Source organism: Thermoanaerobacter thermocopriae JCM 7501, assembly GCF_001310975.1.
GTDB classification, from domain to species: domain Bacteria; phylum Bacillota; class Thermoanaerobacteria; order Thermoanaerobacterales; family Thermoanaerobacteraceae; genus Thermoanaerobacter; species Thermoanaerobacter thermocopriae.
This window is the reverse complement of record NZ_BAZY01000002.1, coordinates 87,586-108,993: the sequence shown is the minus strand read 5'-3', so window position 1 is coordinate 108,993 and position 21,408 is coordinate 87,586. Positions and strand designations below refer to the sequence as shown.

13 protein-coding genes and 8 pseudogenes are annotated in these 21,408 nt (G+C 34.8%); 6 read left to right on the top strand and 15 right to left on the bottom strand.

The annotated features are described in order from the left end of the window. Window positions 1-77: 77 nt before the first annotated feature. The 5 genes and pseudogenes from JCM7501_RS01455 to asrA form a co-directional block, all read right to left on the bottom strand. Window positions 78-404 (bottom strand): DUF2250 domain-containing protein, encoded by a 327-nt coding sequence (locus JCM7501_RS01455; RefSeq protein WP_003867166.1) that lies wholly within the window; start codon window positions 402-404, stop codon window positions 78-80. Window positions 405-491: 87 nt separating this feature from the next. Next, window positions 492-1,252 (bottom strand): annotated as a pseudogene (locus JCM7501_RS16085) (TatD family hydrolase). Window positions 1,253-1,330: 78 nt separating this feature from the next. Then, window positions 1,331-2,343, bottom strand: a pseudogene (gene asrC, locus JCM7501_RS01445) (sulfite reductase subunit C). Between the two features lie 16 nt (window positions 2,344-2,359). Beyond that, window positions 2,360-3,151 carry an anaerobic sulfite reductase subunit AsrB gene (asrB, locus tag JCM7501_RS01440; protein ID WP_003869858.1) on the bottom strand — a complete coding sequence of 264 codons (792 nt, stop codon included), beginning with the start codon at window positions 3,149-3,151 and terminating at the stop codon, window positions 2,360-2,362. 27 nt (window positions 3,152-3,178) lie between these two features. After that, window positions 3,179-4,230: pseudogene (asrA, locus tag JCM7501_RS01435) on the bottom strand (anaerobic sulfite reductase subunit AsrA). Between the two features lie 395 nt (window positions 4,231-4,625). Here asrA and JCM7501_RS01430 point away from each other — a divergent pair. Further along, window positions 4,626-5,509: pseudogene (locus JCM7501_RS01430) on the top strand (selenium metabolism-associated LysR family transcriptional regulator). Between the two features lie 146 nt (window positions 5,510-5,655). On the opposite strand, the gene JCM7501_RS01425 reads toward JCM7501_RS01430, so the two are convergent. The 4 genes and pseudogenes from JCM7501_RS01425 to JCM7501_RS01410 form a co-directional block, all read right to left on the bottom strand. Further along, entirely contained in the window at window positions 5,656-6,228 is a 573-nt protein-coding gene (locus tag JCM7501_RS01425; RefSeq protein ID WP_003867171.1) for a LemA family protein, read from the bottom strand. A 75-nt stretch (window positions 6,229-6,303) separates the two neighbouring features. Beyond that, a complete protein-coding gene (locus tag JCM7501_RS01420) occupies window positions 6,304-7,629 on the bottom strand; it encodes a hypothetical protein (protein ID WP_028991581.1) in 1,326 nt (441 codons plus the stop codon). After that, entirely contained in the window at window positions 7,613-8,755 is a 1,143-nt protein-coding gene (locus JCM7501_RS01415) for a DUF58 domain-containing protein (protein WP_028991582.1), read from the bottom strand. Before JCM7501_RS01415 ends, JCM7501_RS01420 begins: the two co-directional genes overlap by 17 nt. Window positions 8,756-8,774: 19 nt before the next feature. Beyond that, window positions 8,775-9,712: pseudogene (locus JCM7501_RS01410) on the bottom strand (AAA family ATPase). Window positions 9,713-9,903: 191 nt separating this feature from the next. Here JCM7501_RS01410 and JCM7501_RS01405 point away from each other — a divergent pair. The 5 genes and pseudogenes from JCM7501_RS01405 to JCM7501_RS01385 all read left to right on the top strand — a co-directional run bounded on the left by JCM7501_RS01405 (window position 9,904) and on the right by JCM7501_RS01385 (window position 13,690). Next, on the top strand, window positions 9,904-10,320 hold the full coding sequence (locus JCM7501_RS01405; protein WP_028991584.1) for a Fur family transcriptional regulator: 417 nt from the start codon (window positions 9,904-9,906) through the stop codon (window positions 10,318-10,320). 18 nt (window positions 10,321-10,338) lie between these two features. Next, window positions 10,339-11,223: a metal ABC transporter substrate-binding protein gene (locus JCM7501_RS01400; protein ID WP_028991585.1), complete on the top strand. Its 885-nt coding sequence runs from the start codon at window positions 10,339-10,341 to the stop codon at window positions 11,221-11,223. A gap of 25 nt (window positions 11,224-11,248) precedes the next feature. Continuing rightward, complete coding sequence (locus tag JCM7501_RS01395) at window positions 11,249-12,133, top strand: metal ABC transporter solute-binding protein, Zn/Mn family (RefSeq protein ID WP_028991586.1); 885 nt, start codon at window positions 11,249-11,251, stop codon at window positions 12,131-12,133. A gap of 6 nt (window positions 12,134-12,139) precedes the next feature. Then, on the top strand, window positions 12,140-12,904 hold the full coding sequence (locus JCM7501_RS01390) for a metal ABC transporter ATP-binding protein (protein WP_028991587.1): 765 nt from the start codon (window positions 12,140-12,142) through the stop codon (window positions 12,902-12,904). Beyond that, window positions 12,897-13,690, top strand: a pseudogene (locus tag JCM7501_RS01385) (metal ABC transporter permease). Before JCM7501_RS01390 ends, JCM7501_RS01385 begins: the two are co-directional and overlap by 8 nt. A 67-nt stretch (window positions 13,691-13,757) precedes the next feature. Here the strand turns inward: JCM7501_RS01385 and JCM7501_RS01380 are convergent. The 6 genes and pseudogenes from JCM7501_RS01380 to JCM7501_RS01355 form a co-directional block, all read right to left on the bottom strand. Further along, a complete protein-coding gene (locus JCM7501_RS01380) occupies window positions 13,758-15,098 on the bottom strand; it encodes a GH1 family beta-glucosidase (RefSeq protein WP_028991588.1) in 1,341 nt (446 codons plus the stop codon). Between the two features lie 46 nt (window positions 15,099-15,144). Then, window positions 15,145-17,615 (bottom strand): annotated as a pseudogene (locus JCM7501_RS01375) (beta-mannosidase). 67 nt (window positions 17,616-17,682) lie between these two features. After that, window positions 17,683-18,621, bottom strand: coding sequence for an ABC transporter ATP-binding protein (locus tag JCM7501_RS01370; RefSeq protein ID WP_004399777.1), 939 nt, complete (start codon window positions 18,619-18,621; stop codon window positions 17,683-17,685). Beyond that, window positions 18,618-19,569, bottom strand: a pseudogene (locus JCM7501_RS15690) (ABC transporter ATP-binding protein). Before JCM7501_RS15690 ends, JCM7501_RS01370 begins: the two are co-directional and overlap by 4 nt. Before the next feature lie 5 nt (window positions 19,570-19,574). Beyond that, the gene (locus tag JCM7501_RS01360; RefSeq protein ID WP_006569234.1) at window positions 19,575-20,417 is read right to left on the bottom strand and encodes an ABC transporter permease; all 843 of its coding nucleotides are present in this window, start codon (window positions 20,415-20,417) and stop codon (window positions 19,575-19,577) included. After that, window positions 20,414-21,406 (bottom strand): ABC transporter permease, encoded by a 993-nt coding sequence (locus tag JCM7501_RS01355; RefSeq protein ID WP_006569235.1) that lies wholly within the window; start codon window positions 21,404-21,406, stop codon window positions 20,414-20,416. The genes JCM7501_RS01360 and JCM7501_RS01355 overlap by 4 nt, the downstream gene beginning before the upstream one ends. Between the last annotated feature and the right edge of the window lie 2 nt (window positions 21,407-21,408).

Sequence of the window (21,408 nt, the reverse complement as noted above, 5' to 3'; positions counted from 1 at the left end):
GAAATTTTATCATATTGTGCATTTTAGTCCACTTCGCTTGAGGGCCAACAAGCTTTAACAAACACAAATAAGTCATTTTATCTGTTAGGGTATTCGATGTCAAAATTAATATCAATTTCCTTCCTCGCCTGTCTTAGAAAAAGTTCCCCTTCCCTAGTGAGCTCATAATATGTGTGATTGCGATGCTTAACACTTTTTCGTCGTCGATGGTAATATTTAACTATTCTTCTTTCCACTCGCTTGATTAGTCCTCTCTCCTCCAAACTTTGAAGTCGCTTTCTGCTTTCTTCTAATGATAAACCTAGGCGCCTCGCCAAAAGTTTCGCATATTCCGGCCCAAGCTTTTTGAGGTAGGTGAGGATTGTTAAATCAAGAAATTCATCTTGGTCATTGTTGAGTGGCATACTCTTCTCTCCTTTATTATGGATTTACCACTAAGTAGTTTGGTTTTTAAATACTATGACTTAGTAATAAATCATATTGCTGAGCGTTTAAATACCAAAAACTTCTTCAGCATTGTATCTCGCAATTCGAGCAATGACTTCAGGAGAAGCTCCGTTCAATTCTAAGTACCACACGGTCTTGGGTACGCTCAGCAGATCATTGGGTTTTAGATTGCTGTAATCGCTATTTAGTACACCTCGTTGGAAGCGTTCCAGATGATTCATCAATAGTTGAGAAGTGAACCCCTCTTGGCGAATAGTAAGCCCGGGAACGGCCCCAAAGTCTTCGATTAAGTCAATAATATCTAAATTAGCATGGTCTATAATCATTTTTCCGGGTTCCATCCCCACAGTAGCAGCAATCTCAATTATTTTTTCGGTAATTTCAACTCTATTCTGTGGCGGAGTATGAATGATTGCTGGAACCTGTATTCCTTGGCAATCTTCAATTGCTCATGGAGAACCTCCTGTTCCCGCTTGTTTCCCTCATGTAGCCCGATCTCACCAAGCCCAATGACACCACTCATTTTAAGGTAGGATGGAAGAGCGTCGATCACCCTGGGCCAGTCGTCCGGTATTCCCATGGGGTGAATGCCAATGGCCACGTAAAGCTTAATATCATTTTTAGCGGCATTACTTATAGAAAGAGTTAACATCTGATGGAAATGATCAAAGAGTGTTTCTGCATGTTTTGCCCCAAAAAATAGGGAACAGCCAATAATTTTCCTTACTCCGGCCAGCGCCATACTCTTCCATCCTTCGAATGGAAGTAATGAAACATGTACATGAGAATCTACAATTTCTTTCATCAATCCTATTCGCCTGCCTTATTCTAGATCTTTTCGTGCACCTATGCACGTCTTGATTCCTCACTATTCCATGCCAACTTAACGTTGGGTTACGGGTTTTACATTAAAATTAGACCTGTATTCGGTTTCTGTCCATAATACCTTTCAGCCACCATAGCTTCTGGGTTTAGTTTAACATCTTTTAATATCATTTCTTTAAATTTGTTATATCCCACTCTGTCAATAAGGTGTCCACCATGGATGTATTCAGGTTTGTTGTTCATAACATAAGCAGAAAATGTCTCCCAGTTTTTAAGTACACCTAAAACCACATCTTCTGTAACCCAGTTTAAAAAGATTTTTCCCATACGAGGTGTTTGCTTTCCTGTTCTGCCGCCGATCAATACTCTGTAGAATTTTTTAGGGTTCCTGGTCCAAGCACCAGTTGGACACACTAGGACGCATTCGCCACAGCCGACGCAGCAGCAGGTATCTTTCACGATTTTTCCTTTTTCTACAGATAAAACACGCGTTGCATGATGAGCACACGCTTCTACACACTTTTTACACCCTATACAGCGCTCATAATCGTATTCCGGCTTTGTAATACCAATTATACCGATATCACTAACGTGAGCTTTAGCACAGTCGTTAGGACATCCTGATATATTTAATTTTATATGATAATCGCTGGGGAATATAATCTTTTCTATTTTTCTGGCCAGGTCGGTTGTATCAATGTTAGCATATATGCAATGACGATTACCTATGCAAGCCATTATATTACGAGCTCCTATGGTCGGATACCCGTTGTCATCAACTTCCATATCAACGCCGCATAAATTTACTTCAATTTCTTCGATATATGGTCTTATATATTTGTTAACCTCATCTATATATTCATATTTGATCCCTGGTATTGAAATTGTCTGTCTGACTCCCAGGTGAAATTCTCCGTTTCCCCAAGTTTCCGCAATATGCTGAAAAAATGACAGATATTTAGCATCTATAACACCGCCGGGAACGCGTATCTGGAGCATGAACTCCCCCCGCACTTTTGACTGACGATAACAATTTCTTCGAACCTTTTTTACATCTATATCGTAACTCATATAATTATCCCTCCGATTAATCCAACAGATTTTTTGCTTTAGTATAATTAAAGACAGGCCCTTCCAGACAAACATATGTCTCATTTATCTTGCAATGGCCACACTTGCCGACGCCACAAGACATTTTCCTTTCAAAAGATAACCAGATTTTATCTTCGGCTACACCGTTCTTTAAACATTCTAAAGCGGCAAAGTGCATCATAACAGGAGGACCTACAATTACTACATTGTAATTTTCAAAGCTGTCAAATGGTATTTTCTTGATGTGTTCTGTAACAAGGCCGACCTCAAAGCCTTCTATCTTATCTTTATCAAGAGTATAAATTGTGTTAAACCTGCTTCTAAAATTATTTAAATCCTCTTTGAACAGTATACTCTTTTCGTCCTTAAATCCCGCAATGAAATACAGAGAGTGTATTTCATCTGGATGTTCATAAAAATACTTTAAAAGGCTTCTAACAGGAGAAACCCCAGTTCCACCGGCGATGACAACTAGATCCTTACCCTTAAAATCATCTACAGGGAATGAATTACCATAAGGGCCTCGCATAAATATCTTATCACCGGGTTTTAAATTAAATATTTCATTGGTAAGTTTTCCTACCTTCCGTATGGTGAGTTCTACCCAATTATCTCCCATCGAACTTACAGATATAGGGCCTTCTCCGATTTTAGGTAAAGACACCTGAAAGAATTGTCCATGTTTTACCTTTGCATTGGTTTCTATTCTGAAAGTATATTCATTTTCTGTTTCGTGTATAATATCGATTATTTTATGGGGAACTGGAAGCATTATATTTTCACTCATTTACTTTACCTCCTCAATTGATGCTGTTTACCTTATATCTTTATTTGTTGTCTCCGTTTTTTTGAGTTTTTCCACTTCATCATACAGGCGATTAATGGTAGCCGGAAAAGATATTAGTTCAGGACATCTTTCATCACATCGCCCGCATCCTACACACATGTGCTCGTCTTTGAAACGAAGTTTATAGTCATAAATTTTATGCAGAGTTCTGAATCTCATCCGCTCTCCCGCGGTTTTCCTGAAACTCAGTCCACCTGCCATTGTCGTGAAATCTTCGTGCATACAGCTAGCCTGAACCCTTCTCCTCTCACCAACTTTTCCGTTTTCTGTGTATATTACGTCTAATGTGTTAAAACAGCTGCAGGTTATGCACACAGCGTACAGGCTCCACAGCTTATACATCTTGAATTATAGCTTTTCCACATATCGAGATCGTAAATTTTTTCTAATAATTCATGGCTATCAATTTCAGGGATGTTAACTTTTGTCGGGTTAGAGGTAACGAATTCAGGGGTAAATTCTACTTCTCTTTCATCGGCAAATAAATTGGTAAATTCATCGTCTTTTATTTCTACCAATATCTTATCATCGCCAAATCTAACTGCTAAACTGTAGTCGTCGGTTTTATTGGAGCCCATTGAGACGCAGAAACAACTATCCCAACCTCCTTCTTTGCATTCCATTAAAATAAACTTTACTTTTTCCCGTAAACGCTTGTAGTAAATATCTTCTGTTCCTCCGTTTTTGAGAAAGATAGTATCAAGTCGTCTAAAGCCATTTATATCACAGGGGCGGACAAATATCAGAATCTTTTTGTCATCTACCTTGCTTTCCATATATTCATATTCGGTAAAGTAGAATAGCGCCTGGGTAATCGGATATATCACTTCTTTTGGTGAAAAATCTGATTTCTCATCGTAGACTACATCCTCAATTGAGTTAATTTCTGCATATCGAATCAAATCAGTGTCTGAATAACGACCACGCTTTTCAAAGCGTACAGGAGCATATACCTTGTACTCTTTTTGCAATTCTTTTAAGATTTCATTCATCCTTTTAATGTTTACACAATAACTCATCTTCTTCCTCCTCAATATACATCATTTGATATTCTTTATAATCCAGATACAAAAAGATTGACAAAAACCATCAATCTTAGAACTCGACAAATATAAAAGGCAGATTGAATAACTGGAACAGTACCTCAAGTCCAAACAGAATGTTCAGAATTTTCTTTTTAAATTTTTATGTTAAATAATTAACGTTAAATAATTAACTTTGATATAAGTATAACACCCATAAAAATTTTAGTCTAATAATAAATAGTTATATCAATGATAATAATAATTTATACAAGGCCAACAACACACAAGACTTGAGAAAGTTTAAGAATGCCGAGTTTTTTATCTTTTCATTAGTAAAGTATTATGATATTATGAAAATGATAATTTTATGGTTATATGAGGTGATCGTTGTGACCCTCAGGGATATAGAGATTTTCGTAACCGTTTGCGAGTTAAAGAGCATGTCTGCTGCCGCAAAAAAACTTTATATGTCCCAACCTGCTATCAGCCAGGCCATATCGCAGATGGAGGGAGAACTCCAAGTTAGACTCTTTGACAGGATAGGTAGGAATCTCAGTCTCACGTATGCTGGGGAAATCCTGTATAGTTACGGAAAGCGGATACTCAATCTTGTCAAGGAAGCAGAGAGTACTCTTGATGATGTGAAGAACATGAGGATGGGAAGGCTGAGAGTGGGAACCAGTACAACGGTGGGAATTTACCTGCTACCGGAGATAATCGGCGAGTTCAGGAAAAAGTTCAGTATCGACGTCTACTTTACGATTGGCAACACGGCAGAGATAGAAAAGCTGGTATTTAACAATTCTATAGACCTTGGCATTGTCGAAGGTCCGGTCCATTCAAGGGACATTGTTGTAACACCCTATATAGATGATGAGTTATATCTTGTATGCTCAAAAAGCCACAGGTGGGCAGAGAAAAAAAGCATCAGCCCGCAGAGATTGAAAATGAGGATATAATCATGCGAGAAAAGGGAAGTGGGACGAGGGAGATCTTTGAGGAGACCATGGCGAGAAATAACGTGAGGTACAGAATAAAATACGTTCTTAACAATACGGAGGCCATAAAAAAGGCCGTCGAAGCTAATATAGGCGTTTCGGTCATATCCAGGCTGGCCGTGAAAAAGGAGATAAGAGGCGGTAGGCTCGTAAAAGTTGACATTGAAAATATAAGGTTTGAAAGGAAGTTTAGCATCATTTATCATAAAGATAAGTTCAAGTCGAATCTGTTCGAAGAGTTTATAAAACACCTTTATAATTACAGCATAAGGTAGTACCGCAAAGCACAGCCTGCAGCCACACCAGTTAAAATGCACCCATCAGCTTCAACATTTTGACAAGAGGACCTCCGCAAAAAACAGAGATAAAGTAAAATATTAACCATTTTTGCAAAGGCTATTTTAATTTATTGCAGGAATGCTTATTTGGAAAAATCTACTTTAGGCACAGTTTTTGCTGCTTCATCTGCTTTAAAATATTCTCTTTCCTTAAACCCAAACATATTGGCGATGATAGAGGTTGGAAAAGACCTTATCTTGGTGTTATAAGCTTGAACAGCATTGTTATAATCCATTCTCGCTACAGCTATTCTGTTTTCAGTTCCTGCTAGTTCGTCGCTTAACTGCCTGAAATTTGCATCAGCTTTTAAATTAGGATAATTTTCTGCAATAGCAAGAAGCCTCCCCAGTGCTGTATTTAATTCATCATTTGAAGCTGCTTTTTCAGCAACAGTGTTGGCACTTAAAAGTTTTTCTCTCGCTTTATTTACACTATCAAAAATCTCTTTTTCATGTGCTGCATATCCTTTAACAGTCTCTACTAAATTAGGAATTAAATCAGCCCTTCTTTGAAGCTGATTATCAATCTGACTCCATTTACTATTTACATTTTCATCTAACGCCACTAATTGGTTATAAGTTCCATAAATTGTCCCAAATACTAATACAGCTATTACAGCCAAAACAATCAATGTAATAATTAGCGGATTTTTCACTGCCATTCCCCTCTCACTATTTTCTAAATACTTTCTATAGTACTATTATATACGATTTATTCCAACAAAGTAAATCTAAATTTGTTTCAAATTTTTTATAATTTCTCTTAACTTTATTTCAAATTCCTTTACTTCCTCATATTGAGGATAATAATTTCCATATCTTACTTTTTCGTAAAGAGCTGTAATTTCCTCCATTGCAGAATGCACAAAAGGAAAAACTTCCACCACTTTTTTATAAACATCTTCACTAGAATGGTTGCCTTTTACAAGAATTTTGTTTTCGTATAAGTGTTTTAAAAATCTTTTATAATAATACCTTACCCTTTTCCTCGAATCCCTATAAATTTTTACTCGCTCTCGAACATTTTCAGCTATTTTCTGGCTTATGCCTTTTAATCTTTTATATGTTTGCAAATCCCCAATTTTTATATCAATCTCTTTTTCTTCTGTAAAATCCCTTTCATGCTTTTCTTTTTGCAGCTTTGTTATTGCTTTTATAATATATACCATCAAAGCAATTATTATAACAACAGCTAATAAAGTAGCTATTCCATTTATCATGTGGACAAGCCAAGCATAATCTTGAGGAATTTGCTCCTCAAACATATTTCCCTTACTACTATCTTGTTTTAAGGCTTCCTCCATCGCCTTTTTAAAATACTCTTCGTCTATAGGCAGCAGGCTAAAAAGCTTTGACAACATTAAAAACAAACCATAAGCTAAATAAGAAGCGCCATAAACAAAAATTTTTACAATGCCTTCATACAAATAATGATAGATAAATCCTCTCACAGCAGGAGAAGAAAGCAAAATCATAGTTAAAATTATAAGGCTTACTGCTGCCCACTCAAAAGTTGAAACTCTTTTATTTGACCTATTATCGGAGAATCTGAGATTTTTAACTTCTAAAAGCACAAAAATGCTGAGCAGAATATAAATAATGCTATATTTAGGGATTATCAATATATCTTCAGGAGGCATAAAATAGTTCGCAATATTTATGACAAATAGACCTATTAACTGCTTATAAAATTGTTCCACATTTAACATATCACTAACGAAGATTCCTCTGTTTTTTACTCCTCTTGACCAAATATACAAAAACACAATGAATATGGCCACCAGTTGATAATAATTTTCACTAATTATTGCGCTCAACAAAATGCTAATTACAACACCTATAGTTAAATTCAATTGTTTATAAGTTTTCTCTTTCATCTCAATTTCTGCATTGTTAAAAACCCCGCTTATTAAAGAAACTAAAAGGATTATTCCAAAGGAAATACCTTTTTCTCTAATAAAAAGCCCATTTAATAGGGTGTAAATTAAAAATACCATCATGCCGTCTAAAACTGTCAAAAACGTCCTCACAAACTTTTCTCTATCCCACAGTTTCAAGTTGCTTCCCCTCTTCATTATAAAAGAATAACTTAATATTTGTTGGCAAATGACCAATTTCATTAGGCTTTATTGAAACAATTGAAATTTTTGTATTTCCTATGTCAGAAAGAGCATTTACAACTTTGTCATCTACAAAAGGCGTTACAACCACTAAATCTGTGCCCCATGACAAATGATTTGTCATAAGCCTTAAAATTTCTTCAAGGTCATATCTCTTAAAAAAAGACAAACCTGCAAAAACCTCAAGAAGCTTTGAAATCTGAGATTCTCCTGCAGAAGGCTCTATAATACTGTAATCCCCCTCAAAAAGGCAGATAGCATTTGTAGAAAATCCAACAGGAATGCCTTTTTTTAATAAATCCACTGATAAAGAAGCTGCTACTTCCACTGCCTTTTCAAACTCTTGTAGGTCAATAGTCTTAAACAGATACCTGTGAAAATCAATGTTAAACAATATCATTATTTTTTTATCTGCTGTATAATCATATTTATTCACTTTTAATGTCTGATTTTTGGCAGTGGCTTTCCAATTTATGTCTTTATAATTGTCAGAAGGAGTATAATCTCTGATTCCACTTATCATAATAGGGTCTTCTATTATCCATCTTCTTACAAACACGTCTCCTTGAAGAGAATCAGCCACAACAAAAGAACTATTCAAATCTATTAGATTAGGATAAACCACCAGTCTCGCATGAGCCAATATTTCACTTTCATATTCCTCACTGCCAAATAAATCGGTAGAAAAAACTTTAACGGGGTCAAAAAGATTGTATACTCCCCTTTTTATACCTACAATTTCAAATTTCCTTGTAATCCTCTGAAAAGGCATCATAGAAAGCACTGTAGTGTGAAAATACTTAACTTTATCATTATTTTCCACCATAGATGATTTTACCATTTGAAGTTCCACAGGAATCTTTTGCTGTAACTTCAAATAAGTAATAGGGAAAATTTTTTTATTTACAAGTGTAACCTTAAGCGTTGTCTTTTCTCCAGTAAAAATAGCTGGATTTTCAAATTTCCGTTCTATTTTCAAATCCTTAAAAATGTATTTTTTATAAAGATTAGCTTGCATGGCTAATACAAAAGCCACAAGAAGAATAAACCACAAAGCATTCATTTTCAAAACCACCTAATTTCTATTTTTCAAGAGGGATTGGAACTTCTTCTAAGATTCTTTTCACTACATCTTCCGCCTTTAAATTTTTAAGTTTACCTACCCCTTTTAAAATAATTCTGTGAGAAAGCACAAATGGTGCAATATACCTTACATCGTCTGGTGTCACAAAATCTCTTCCTTTTATATAAGCATAAGCTTGAGAAGATTTATAAAAAGCCAATGTAGCCCTTGGGCTTGCTCCCAATTCTATCTCCCTATCTTCTCTTGTCCTTTCAATTATATCTAAAATATAATTGGCAACATCTTTTTCCACATACACATTGGTATACTCTTTTTGCATTTTTATTATATCCTCTTTGCTGCAAACTGGCTGAATATTCTCTAAGGGACTACCTTTATCAAAAAGGTCTATTATTCTCTGCTCTTCCTCTCTTTTGGGATATCCCATTTTTATTTTCATCAAAAACCTATCTATTTGAGCCTCGGGAAGAGGAAAAGTGCCGTAACTTTCTATAGGATTTTGCGTAGCAATAACAAAAAAGGGTTTGTCTAAAGGATAAGTGACACCGTCTACAGTTACCTGCCTTTCTTCCATACATTCAAGAAGGCTAGACTGAGTCCTGGGTGTCGCTCTATTTATCTCATCAGCTAACAATATATTGGTAAACAAAGGGCCTTTTTTAAACTCAAATTCATTGAGTTTTTGATTGTAAACATTTATCCCTGTCAAATCGCTAGGAAGCAAATCGGGAGTAAATTGCACCCTCTTAAACTCACAACTAATAGATTTAGCTAATGCTTTGGCAATAGTAGTTTTACCAACTCCTGGCACATCCTCTAAAAGAATATGCCTGAAGATATTAAAGCTGTAAGCATTAAATCAATTACTTCTCTTTTCCCTACTATCACTTTTTCAATGTTATTCCTTATGTCTTCTAATATTTTTGCATATTCCATCCTATCACCTTTTTCCAAATAAATTTTACCTTATTTTTTTATTATAGAAAACATTTTCTGAAATTTCAATAGTATATGTGAAAGTTAACATTTGATTTAAATTTATGTAAATTTCCCATTGACTTTTTTGCTAAATTGTAATACTATCTTAATTAAGAAAGATTTCTTATTTAATAAAGGGTGTGATTAAAATGCATAAACAAGAAGCCATTAAAAAATTAAAAGACCATAACTACAAACTTACGCCTCAACGAGAATTGATACTGGATATCATGTTAAATCAGCAGGGGTATCTTTCTGTGAGAGAAATCTATGAAAAAGTAAAAGAAGTCTTTCCTCAAGTAAGTATTGACACAGTTTATCGCAATTTGAGCCTTTTGAAAGATATAAATATTTTAAATGAAACGACAATTGGCAATAATATTATGTATGTAATGCGAAAAGAAATACACAGTCATACCATGAGATGTTTAAAATGCGGCAAAATCTTTGAACTAGACATATGCCCTCTCGAACTTTGGATAAACCAGATAAAAGACTTTGAAATTGTAGACCACAAAATAGAAATCGTTGGTTATTGCAAAGATTGCAGGAGCAATAAAAACTAACTATAGGAGGTAATATTTATGAAAAAAACTTTAATCGCTATACTGCTTATCATGACTTTAATTTTAGGTATAACCTCTTGTGGCACAAAAACAGTAGAATCTTCAAAACCTGTAGTATATGCATCTTTTTACCCAATTTATGACCTTACATCAAAAATTGGTGGTGACAAAATAACAGTAAGAACTATAATACCCCCAGGAGTCGAACCCCACGATTGGGAACCTACCACAAAAGACGTGGCTGAAATGACAAAGGCAAAAACTATCCTTTACTTAGGTTTGGGAATGGACTCTTGGATTGACAAAATAAAAACCAATGCTCCAAATGTAACATTTTATGAAGTATCAAAAGGCATAACTCCAATTGTTGAAGGCAATCGAACAAATCCTCATATATGGCTTTCACCAAAAGAAGCCTTGACAATGGCTAAAAACATAAATGAAGCTTTGCAAAAAAGTTTCCCTAATGATAAAGATTATTTTGAAAAAAATTATCAAAATTTAAAAACTACATTAGAAACTCTTGATAAAGAGTACACTGAGACTCTTTCACAAACAAAGCACAAAACCTTTATTGTATACCACCGCGCTTTTGATTATTTAGCAAGAGACTATGGCTTAAAGCAAGAAGCATTAGTAGGTTCAGATGAAGAAGCAGAGGTAAGCCCTGCTAGAATGACAGAAATTATAAATCTTATAAAAAGTGAAAATATAAAATACATTTTCACAGAACCCTTGACTTCTCCAAAGCCTATACAGACTATAGCAAAAGAAACAGGAATACAAATCTTACATCTTAATACAATTGAAGGCCTTACAAAAGAAGATGTAAAGAAAAAAGAAGATTATATTTCACTAATGAAACAAAATCTTGAAAACTTAAAAAGAGCATTAAATGAATAATCAATATCGGGAGGTTAAGGAATACATGAAAAAAGTAGTAATCACCACTCTTTTAATTATTGCATTAGTATTAAATTTAACAGCTTGTAGCTCAAAAAATTCAGAAGCATCAAAACCATTAGTATACGCTTCTTTTTATCCGATTTATGATTTGACTTCTAAAATAGGAGGAGATAAGGTAACAGTAAAGAACATAATACCCTTTAACGTTAGCCCACATGGTTGGGAGCCCACCGCAAGGGAAATAGCAGAAATAACAAAAGCAAAAGCTGTTTTGTACCTAGGCCTTACTTTAGACGACCCATGGATAAATAAAATCATGGTTTCAGCTCCACATGCTGAATTTTATGAAGTTTCAAAAGGGATAGAGCCTATCACAAAAGGCAATACAATAAATCCCCATGTGTGGATTTCTCCAAAAGAGGCTTTAATTGTGGCAAAAAATATAAATGAAGCTTTGCAAAAGATTGACCCTAATAACAAAAATTATTTCGAAAAGAATTATCAAAAACTAAAAACAGAATTAGAAAATCTTGATAAACAATACACAGAAGAGCTATCTAAAACAAGGCTTAAAACTTTTGTAGTTTTCCACAGTGCTTTTGCCTATGTAGCTCGCGATTATGAGATAAATCAAGAATCCTTAGTAGGTATGAGTGATGAAGCAGAGCCAAGTCCTGCCAGAATGAGTGAGCTGGTAGCCTTGATTAAAAAGGAAAAGATAAAATACATCTTTGCTGAAAACTTATCTGCCGCAAAACCAATGGAAACAATAGCCCAAGAAAGTGGCGCCACTGTTTTAAAACTTAACACTATAGGTACTTTAACACAAGAAGATGTAAAGAAAAAGGCAGACTTTATGTCTTTAATGAAAGACAACCTTGAAAACTTAAAAAAAGGATTGGAGTAGGTGAAAATGAATTTGATTGAACTTAAGAATGTCAGCTTTGCTTATGATACTAAAAAAATATTAAATAATATCTCTTTAAAAATAAATAAAGGAGAATTTGTTGCAATCATCGGACCTAATGGGTCCGGAAAAAGCACTTTAGTCAACATTATGGTAGGAAATCTCATTCCCACTTCTGGTGAAGTTTTGTACGATGGAGTAAAGCTGCAAAATATAAAAAATAGGTCTTTTATAAGTTATGTACCCCAAAAGTCTTATTCCTTTAATGCCTCTTTTCCTGCCAGTGTAGAAGAAGTAGTATCAATGGGATTATACGCAAAGAAAGGAATATTTAAAAGACTTTCTAAAAAAGATTGGGAAGAAGTATATGAAGCTTTAAGAATTGTAGACATGCTCGATTATAAGCACAGTTTAATAGGAAGACTATCGGGGGGACAACTACAAAGGGTCTTCATAGCTCGCTCTTTAGTTGTAAAACCAGAAATACTTTTTTTGGATGAGCCTACAACGGGAATTGATGCAAAGTCTGAAAAGGCTTTATACGCTATCCTTGAAAAATTAAATAAAGAAAAAGGTATAACTATAGTAATGGTAACCCATGACGTTTGGGCAATTACTGATAAAGTATCAAGGATAATATGCATGAGTGAAGGTAAAATAAATGAAAAATGTGAAGCCGTCGACCTTACAGCAGGAGAATTAGCTGAAGTATATGGATATCCAGTAAAAATAGCAAAACATCATCACAATGGGAGTGTTAACAATGATTGATATTTTTTCCTATGAATTTATGAGAAGAGCATTTATAGCCGGAAGCATTATTTCAATAATTGCACCTTTAACAGGTAGCTTTCTTGTCCTAAGACGGCTTTCACAAATAGGAGACACCCTTTCTCACGTTGCTTTAGCAGGAGTGGCAGCAGGTATTTTACTTGGAATAAATCCTACATTAGGTTCCATAATTGTAGTACTTTTAGCTTCTTTTGGAATAGAAAGACTGAGGAAGACATATTTCAGGTATTCAGAAATATCAATAGCCATAGTAATGTCTGCAGGAATGGCAATTGCCATAATTCTTTTGAGCTTATCTCGTGGCGGCGCAGCCAACATAATGAATTATCTGTTTGGAAGTATTGTGTCTGTAACAAACACTGACGTCCTTTTGATTTCAACTCTCGGTATCGTTGTGGTGGCGTCAATTATGTTGCTGTACAAAGAGTTATTGTACATCACCTTCGATGAAGAAGCCGCAAAAATTTCAGGGATACCCGTAAGCTATATCAATTTCTTCTTTACAATACTAGTAGCTTTAACTGTTGCCCTCGCCATGAGAATTGTAGGTGCGCTTTTAGTCTCAGCCTAATGGTAATACCGGCTGCCGCAAGTTTAAGAATCGCCAAAAGCTTTAAACAGACAATATTTTATGCAATACTCTTTTCCTTTATATCAGTTTTTTCAGGAATATTTCTATCCTTTTACTTAAACTTATCCCCCGGTGGAAGTATAGTTCTCGTCTCGCTTTTAATAATGGGACTCGTTTCATTAAAGAAGAGGTAAAATAAAAGAAGAAGAGGCTGTTTGACAATCAAATTTTTAACAGCCTCTTCTTGCTTTTTATCATTTACTACTCAATAGAATTTTTCTGTATTACCTCTTTATACCACAATGCACTGTCTTTTAATATTCTCTTTTGCGTCTCATAATCCACATAAACTATCCCAAATCTTTTTGAATATCCATGGGCCCATTCAAAATTGTCCATCAGCGACCATACGAAATATCCTTTTAAGTTACCTCCTTCTCCTATAAATTTTGCTGCTGCTTTTAAGTGCTCTTTAATGTATTCTATTCTTTCATCGTCGTGTACTCGTCCATCCTCTGTCACTTCATCTTTAAATGCTGCTCCATTCTCTGTGATATACATAGGCAGTTTTGTATATTCTCTATCTAGCCTTTTTAAAAGGTCATACAAAGACTCTGGGCTTATCTCCCATCCCATCTCCGTCCTCTTACCTGGCCCCGGCACATTCTCTGCCTTTAGCATGGAATCTTCATCATATTTTACAATACTCCTAGTATAATAGTTAACTCCAAGAAAATCTATCGGAACACTTATAGTCTCTAAATCTCCTTCTTTTATAAAGTCAAATTCTCCAATTATTTTACTATATAATTCCATCATATCCTCTGGATAATTGCCTTTGAATATTGGATCTAAAAACCATCTGTTAGAAAATCCGTCAGCATATTGGGCTGCTAATTTGTCTTCTTCTTTTTCACTGGCAGGATATGCAGGGGTTAAGTTTAGTGTTATACCAATTTTACTCCCTTTTATATTCATTTCTCTGAAGGCTTTTACTGCTTCTCCATGGGAAAGTAGTATATGATGAGCTGCTATTAGCGCCTCTCTGTAGTTTTTGTGCCCAGGCGCATGTTCTCCTATCCCATAGCTTAATATTGATGCACACCATGGTTCGTTATGGGTTATCCATAAGGGTATTACATCCCCTAATTCTTCAAATAGCTTTGTGGCGTATTCTACATACCATTTTATACTTTCCCTATTTAGCCAGCCTCCTCCTTTGTCATAAGCCCATTGTGGTAAATCCCAATGATAAATTGTCGCGGTTGGCATTATGTCCTTCTTCAATAACTCATTTACTAATCTTTTGTAAAAGTCCATCCCTTTTGGATTGTATTTCCCTTCTTCAGGGAAAATCCTTGGCCATGCAATTGAAAATCTGTAAGCTTTTACTCCTATTTCTTTTAATATCTCTACATCTTCCTTATAGCGGTGGTAATGGTCACAGGCTACATCTCCTGTGTGGCCATTATAGGTTTTCCCTTCTGTTTTTGAAAATGTGTCCCATATGGAAGGGGTCCTTCCGTCTTCATTTACCGCTCCTTCTATTTGGTATGATGAGGTAGCTGTTCCCCAAACAAAGTCTTTTGGAAATTTTATCAATATTATCACTCCTATCTTTAATGGTAATTGTTGAAACTTTTTTACTTTATATATTTGCTACTAATTGAGTAATGTCAAAAACTTCAACACTCTCGGGTTTTTGTGAAAATTTTACTTCATATTGTTTACCTGGCATCATATTTAAACAACTGTCAGATAAATCTATATCATTTTCGGGCTCTATAAACACTCCAAATGCTGGAACATCTGTTGTTAAGACTATTAAATCATTTTTTATTTGATAATTAATTTTGGGTTCTATTAAACTTAAATTTCTAAATTTATCAAACACTTTATAATTCTCATAAGTCTTGCCATCAGCAATTATTTCTACATATATAACACTATCTAGTAGTTCTCCATTTTTCTCTACTGGCAATGTACACCCCGGTATTGCTATAGGCATTTCCTTTACACTGTACCCAATATTTAATTCCTCAATTTTATAGTGAGCTATTTTTGTAACGTCATTTGCTATTAATCTCGTTTTTAACTGTTTCTCTGCAATTTTTTCACCATTTAGTTTGAAAACTTTTATAGTTACCTCTACTTCTTTATCATGCACCAAATCACTTATGCCATAGATTGTGATACCCCCATCTTCCTCTTTTATGTATGGTAAAATTTCTGCATAAAATTTCTTTGAATAGTGATACAATGCTTTTTTCCTCTTGTAATAATCAATACAAGACCAGCTAGCTACAGGCCAGCAGTCATTAAACTGCCAGTACAATGTCCCTGCTGTCTTAAATTTTCTTGACCTCCAATGTTCTACACCTGTTTTTATAGCCTCCGCTTGGTTAAATTGACTTAAGTAAACAAAGCTTTTAAGGTCTTTAGGAAATCCTAAGTGTCCTACCATAAACCTTACTAATCTTTCCATTCCTTCTACCATTTTGTTGTGAGAAATCATAACTGGGCTTAATATCTTTCTATCTTCAGGAGCTGTATAGGAGAGCACTGTTTTCCAATCTGGCATTGATTGGAATCCAAATTCACTAATAAATCTGCCCTTATCTTTTGTGTACTCTTCATAGTCTACCCATCCACTCCACACATTCCACTGATGCCTATCGCCTTCAGTTTCACTATTTGGATCTTCTCCTCCATAAGGACTTGATACCCAATAAGGCCTTGACGGATCTAATTTTGCACACACTTTAGGTAATATTTCCTTATAAATGTAATTGCCCAAATATTTTGGATCTCCATTATCCCACCAGGAGTGAAATCCCCAATTGTTTTCATTATTCCCACACCACAATACAATTGAAGGATGATTTCTAAGACTTAATATGACTTTCTCGGATTCTTCTTTTGCTAATTTTTGAAACCATTCAAGTTGGTCAGGGTATTGGGCACAGGCATACATAAAATCCTGCCATACCATTATGCCCATCTCATCACAGGCATTATAAAATGCTGGATCTTCATATATCCCTCCTCCCCATACTCGTAGCATGTTCATATTCGCTTCTTTTGCAAGTCTTATATATTCGTAATAATCTTCTTTGGTCAATCTAGGTAATAAGTTGTCAGCTGGTATCCAATTGGCTCCTTTTGCAAAAACTTTTACACCGTTTATTTCAAAAATAAAACTTTCTCCTTCTTCATCTTTTTCTCTTATTAATCTAACTGTCCTTATTCCGCTTTTAAAACTTTTTTCATCTATTATTTCTTCATCCGCTAAAAGTGTTATTTTCACTTCATAAAGAGGCTGTTCTCCAAATCCATTTGGGTACCACAATTTAGGATTGTCTATAATCATTGAGCTTTTATCTTGCCCTTCTGAATTTTTACTCGCTTCTTCCCATATGAAATGTCTTTATGCATTATTTCTATTTTAGCTTCAAGATCTTTTTGCGTATAACTTTCAACTTCTGCATTTATTGCCACGTAAGCTTTGTTTTGCTCAATTTTTTCTGTATAGAAATATGGATTTTTAATCTCTGCATATTTTACTAAAGACAAGTATGCACCTCTCCATAAACCAACTTGAACTATCCTTGGTCCCCAATCCCAACCATAAGAATATTGAGCTTTCCTTACATAAGGCCTACCACTTTCTCCTGACCATTCAAGTTTCACAGGACTTGTTTGTTCCATAGCTTTTATAGTTTTTGTTATGGAATCAAAGTGCACTTCCAATACATTATTTCCATCTTTTACTATGTCTTTAATATCAAATTCATAAGGTATAAACATATTTTGTACTTTTCCTAAATGTATCCCATTTAAGTATATATCAGCAAAAGTATCTATTCCTTCAAAAACTAATTTTATTGCGTCATATTCATTTTTGTTTTTTGCATTAAAATCAAATTCTTTTTTGTATACCCATTCTTTTTCTTCTAATTTGTGAAATTTTATCTCATTCATTCGATAATAAGGATCTTCTATTTTCCCTAGTCTTATTAAATCTAGCTGAACACATCCTGGAACTTCTCCTTCATACCACTCGCTAGCATTTGACTCTCTAAAATGCCATACTCCATTTAAAGAAATACGTTTTTCCATAATTAAATCACCTTTTTTAAATTTTCTTGCCTTACCATTTTTACTGTAATTTAATTTCTATTTTTAATCAAAGTTTTACACAAGCAACATAATGGTCTTCCTCTACTAATTTAAGTGTAGGTTTAAAGCAACTTGTATCTGCTATAGGGCATCTATCTATATACTTACATAGTCCCTCTTTCCATATAGCCTGCTTTTTGTCCGAATCTTCAATATCAATTCTGTCAGTTTCCCATTTTCTATCTAATTGTGGTATTGAGTCTAATAGCATCTGTGTATAAGGATGTCTCGGATTAGAAAAGACTTTTTCTATTGAGCCCATCTCTACAATTGACCCTCTATATAAAACCACTATCTTATCGCTTATATAATACGCCTGCGAAAGGTCATGGGTAATAAACATTATAGCAGCTCCTATTTCTTTTAAACTAAGCAATGCTTCTAAAACATCTACACGAGTTGAAGCATCTAACATACTGGTAATTTCATCTGCTACTAATACCTCTACATCCATCAGTAACGCTCTTGCTATTAATAATCTTTGAAGCTGTCCTCCACTCAATTGGTGTATATACTTGTTTAATACATCTCCAGCATTCAGTCCCACTTTCTTTAATACATTTTCTACTCTATCATTCCATTCTGATGCAGGCACTTCTTTTTTAAAGGATTGTCTTACTAATTTAAATACTCTATTTACTTTAAATATTGGATTAAAAGAGGAAAAAGGGTCTTGAAAAATTCCTTGTACTCGTGAGTAAAACTCTTTATTGTTTGATAAGTTCCAAATATCCTTATCCTCAAGTAAAATTTGGCCACCACTTGGTTTTAGCAATTTTAACATCATTTTACCTATTGTAGACTTTCCACTGCCACTTTCACCTACTAAAGCTAAAATCTCTCCTTTGCCTATTTCAAAGTTTACATCATCTACTGCTGTTATTGTATTTTTGCTAAATAAAAACCCCGAATTGAAAATCTTTGTAAGATTTTTGGCTTTGATCATAAGTCTTTCACCTTCCAACAAGCCACAAAGCGGCCTTTATTGATTTCTTTAAGTGGTGGCTCTTCTAAACAACTTTCATCTGCAAATGGGCATCTATCTTTAAATCGGCATCCTGCTGGAGGATTTATGAGATTAGGAGGATGACCAGGGATACCCTCTAATTTTTCTTTTGTATGACGTATTCCTGCATTAGGCAATGATTTAATCAGAGCTTTTGTATAGGGATGCAAAGGATTCGCTATTATTTCTTCTGTCGGACCAATTTCCGCCACTTTCCCTGCATACATTATAACTATCCTATCCGCTATTTGATATAAGACTGCTATATCATGGGTAATAAATATTATTGAGTTTACTATCTCCCTATCTCTAAACTCTTTAAACATCAGTGAGACTGCTTTCTGAGAAGATACATCAAGGGCTGATGTGACTTCGTCTGCTATTAAAAGGTCTGGATTTAATAAAGTTGATATTACTAATACTAGTCTCTGTTTCATCCCACCTGATAGTTCAAAGGGATACATATTAAGAATGTCTTTTGAAAGTTTTACCATGTTTAAACGCTCATGTAGCCTTTTTTCTATTTCCTCATATTTTATTTTGTGTTGTCCCACTAAGTCCCTTATTATCCCCCTATTTTGCGGTGGGATTTAAAGCATCCATAGCATATTGGGGAATAAGAGAAATTTTTTTATAGCGATACCTCCTCATTTCAGTATTATTGTCTATTGGCAATTTTTCTCCGTTAATCTTTACCTCTCCTGATACATATTTCATTGGCGGCTTTAAAAGTATCAATGAATTACCCAGGGTTGATTTGCCACAGCCTGATTCTCCAGCTATACCCAATATTTCTTTGTCATTTATTGTAAAAGTTACATCATCTAATGCTTTGGCATCACCATGCAATGTTTTGTAATAAATTCGTAATCTTTCTATTTGTATCAAATTGGTCACTCCTCCCTCAGCCTTGGATTAAATATTTCGTCAAGACCTATATTGAGAAAATATAAGGAACTGACTATCATTGTGATTGCCAACCCTGGAGGAACAAACCACCACCACATTCCTAGTTGGATTGCGTTCCATAATACTGAGTACTGCATCATTAAGCCTAATGAAATTCCCCTTGTTGGTCCCAATCCTATAAAATCCAATCCTACTGCTGCTAATATTGCTCCTGCAAACTGCAATATGAATACCATTACTACATAAGACATCATGTTTGGCGCTATTTCTTCTAAAACTATTTTTAATGGTCTCAATGCTGTTATTTTAGCTAAATTCACAAACTCTCTTGACCTTAAAGAAAGTGTTTGGGCGCGTACAGCCCTTGCTGTCCATGGCCATGCTGTCAAACCTATTATCACGCTTTGTATCCCTATTCCTCTATAGGGTAAATAGGCTGCTATGATTATGAGTAAAGCTAATGTAGGTATTACTATTAATATGTTCGTCAACATCATTAAAAGGTCGTCTAATAATCCGCCTTTGTATCCTGCTATAAAACCAATTAAAAGCCCTATTATTGTGGCAAGTCCTCCTCCAAATAACCCAATAAAAAATGTCGACCTAAGTCCGTATACAAACTGGGTAAAGACATCTTGCCCAAAGGTTGTTGTCCCTAACCAGTTTTCTCTGCTTGGAGGAAGATTGCTCATACTGACATACTCCAATGGGTCTTTATAGTAAGAAATATAAGGTCCAATTATAGCCAATATCAGAAAAAATAGTAATATTGTCAAGCCTATCTTAAATTTCGTGTTTTTAAACGCAAAATATATAAACTCTTTCATACATTTTCTCCTCCAAGTCCTAGTCTAATTCTTGGATCAACAATCATGTAGAGTATATCAACTAAGAAATTCGCAAGTAATACCCCTATGATTATAAACAAGAAGACTCCTTGTACCAAAAAATAATCCTGATTTAATATACCTTGCAATAACATATATCCCATTCCTGGATAAGAAAATACTACTTCTGTTGCTATGGACCCTGCTACGATTGTACCTAATTGCAACGCTAAACCTGTAATCTGTGGAAGTATAGCATTTTTAAAGGCATATCTTCTAATAAGCCCTTCTGATGCTCCTAAAGCTTCTAAATATCTTGAATAATTGGCTTCAAGTTCATATATTATCAAATTTCTCATACCTATCGCCCAACCACCAATTTGCACTATAAAGAGAGACAAGAAAGGCAATATCCAATGTCTTAAAAAGTCCACTACAAATTGCCATGACCAATTCGGTCTCATACTAAAACTATAAGCTCCTGCAATAGGGAAAATCCCAAGAACAACTCCTAATGCCCATGCTAATAGTATTCCTAACCACATGTATGGTATAGATGTAATTATATAAAAAATTGGTAACATTCTGGAATCTAAGCTTCTATGTCTCGCTGCTACTGCTCCTATATAGTTCCCTACTATCCAACTTAGTAAAATTGATGGCAATAACACTACTAATGTGTAAGGTATAGCTTGTGCTATAACATCTAGAACCGGTTTAGGATACATATAAATGCTAATTCCTAAATCACCTTTAAACAATGCTATCCAAAAGTTAAGGTATTGTTTCCATAAAGGTAGATCTAAGCCAAAAGCTTTGATTAGATACCCATACATTACTTTTGCTGACTCTGGTAGCCCCGAAAATCTTGAAACTAATACAAGAATGGGGTCCCCAGGCATAAACCTGGGGATTAGCCAGTCAATAGTTACTGCAAAAAAGAAAGTCAAAATGTAAATGTACAACTTCTTTATTAAATACCGTAACATTT

What these genes read in the sequence shown, in the direction of transcription:
- JCM7501_RS01455 (WP_003867166.1), bottom strand. Translation starts at nt 404, where the DNA reads ATGCCACTCAACAATGACCAAGATGAATTTCTTGATTTAACAATCCTC.
- asrB (WP_003869858.1), bottom strand. Translation starts at nt 3,151, where the DNA reads ATGAGTGAAAATATAATGCTTCCAGTTCCCCATAAAATAATCGATATT.
- JCM7501_RS01415 (WP_028991582.1), bottom strand. Translation starts at nt 8,755, where the DNA reads ATGAATGCTTTGTGGTTTATTCTTCTTGTGGCTTTTGTATTAGCCATG.
- JCM7501_RS01405 (WP_028991584.1), top strand. Translation starts at nt 9,904, where the DNA reads ATGCATAAACAAGAAGCCATTAAAAAATTAAAAGACCATAACTACAAA.
- JCM7501_RS01400 (WP_028991585.1), top strand. Translation starts at nt 10,339, where the DNA reads ATGAAAAAAACTTTAATCGCTATACTGCTTATCATGACTTTAATTTTA.
- JCM7501_RS01395 (WP_028991586.1), top strand. Translation starts at nt 11,249, where the DNA reads ATGAAAAAAGTAGTAATCACCACTCTTTTAATTATTGCATTAGTATTA.
- JCM7501_RS01390 (WP_028991587.1), top strand. Translation starts at nt 12,140, where the DNA reads ATGAATTTGATTGAACTTAAGAATGTCAGCTTTGCTTATGATACTAAA.
- JCM7501_RS01370 (WP_004399777.1), bottom strand. Translation starts at nt 18,621, where the DNA reads ATGATCAAAGCCAAAAATCTTACAAAGATTTTCAATTCGGGGTTTTTA.
- JCM7501_RS01360 (WP_006569234.1), bottom strand. Translation starts at nt 20,417, where the DNA reads ATGAAAGAGTTTATATATTTTGCGTTTAAAAACACGAAATTTAAGATA.
- JCM7501_RS01355 (WP_006569235.1), bottom strand. Translation starts at nt 21,406, where the DNA reads ATGTTACGGTATTTAATAAAGAAGTTGTACATTTACATTTTGACTTTC.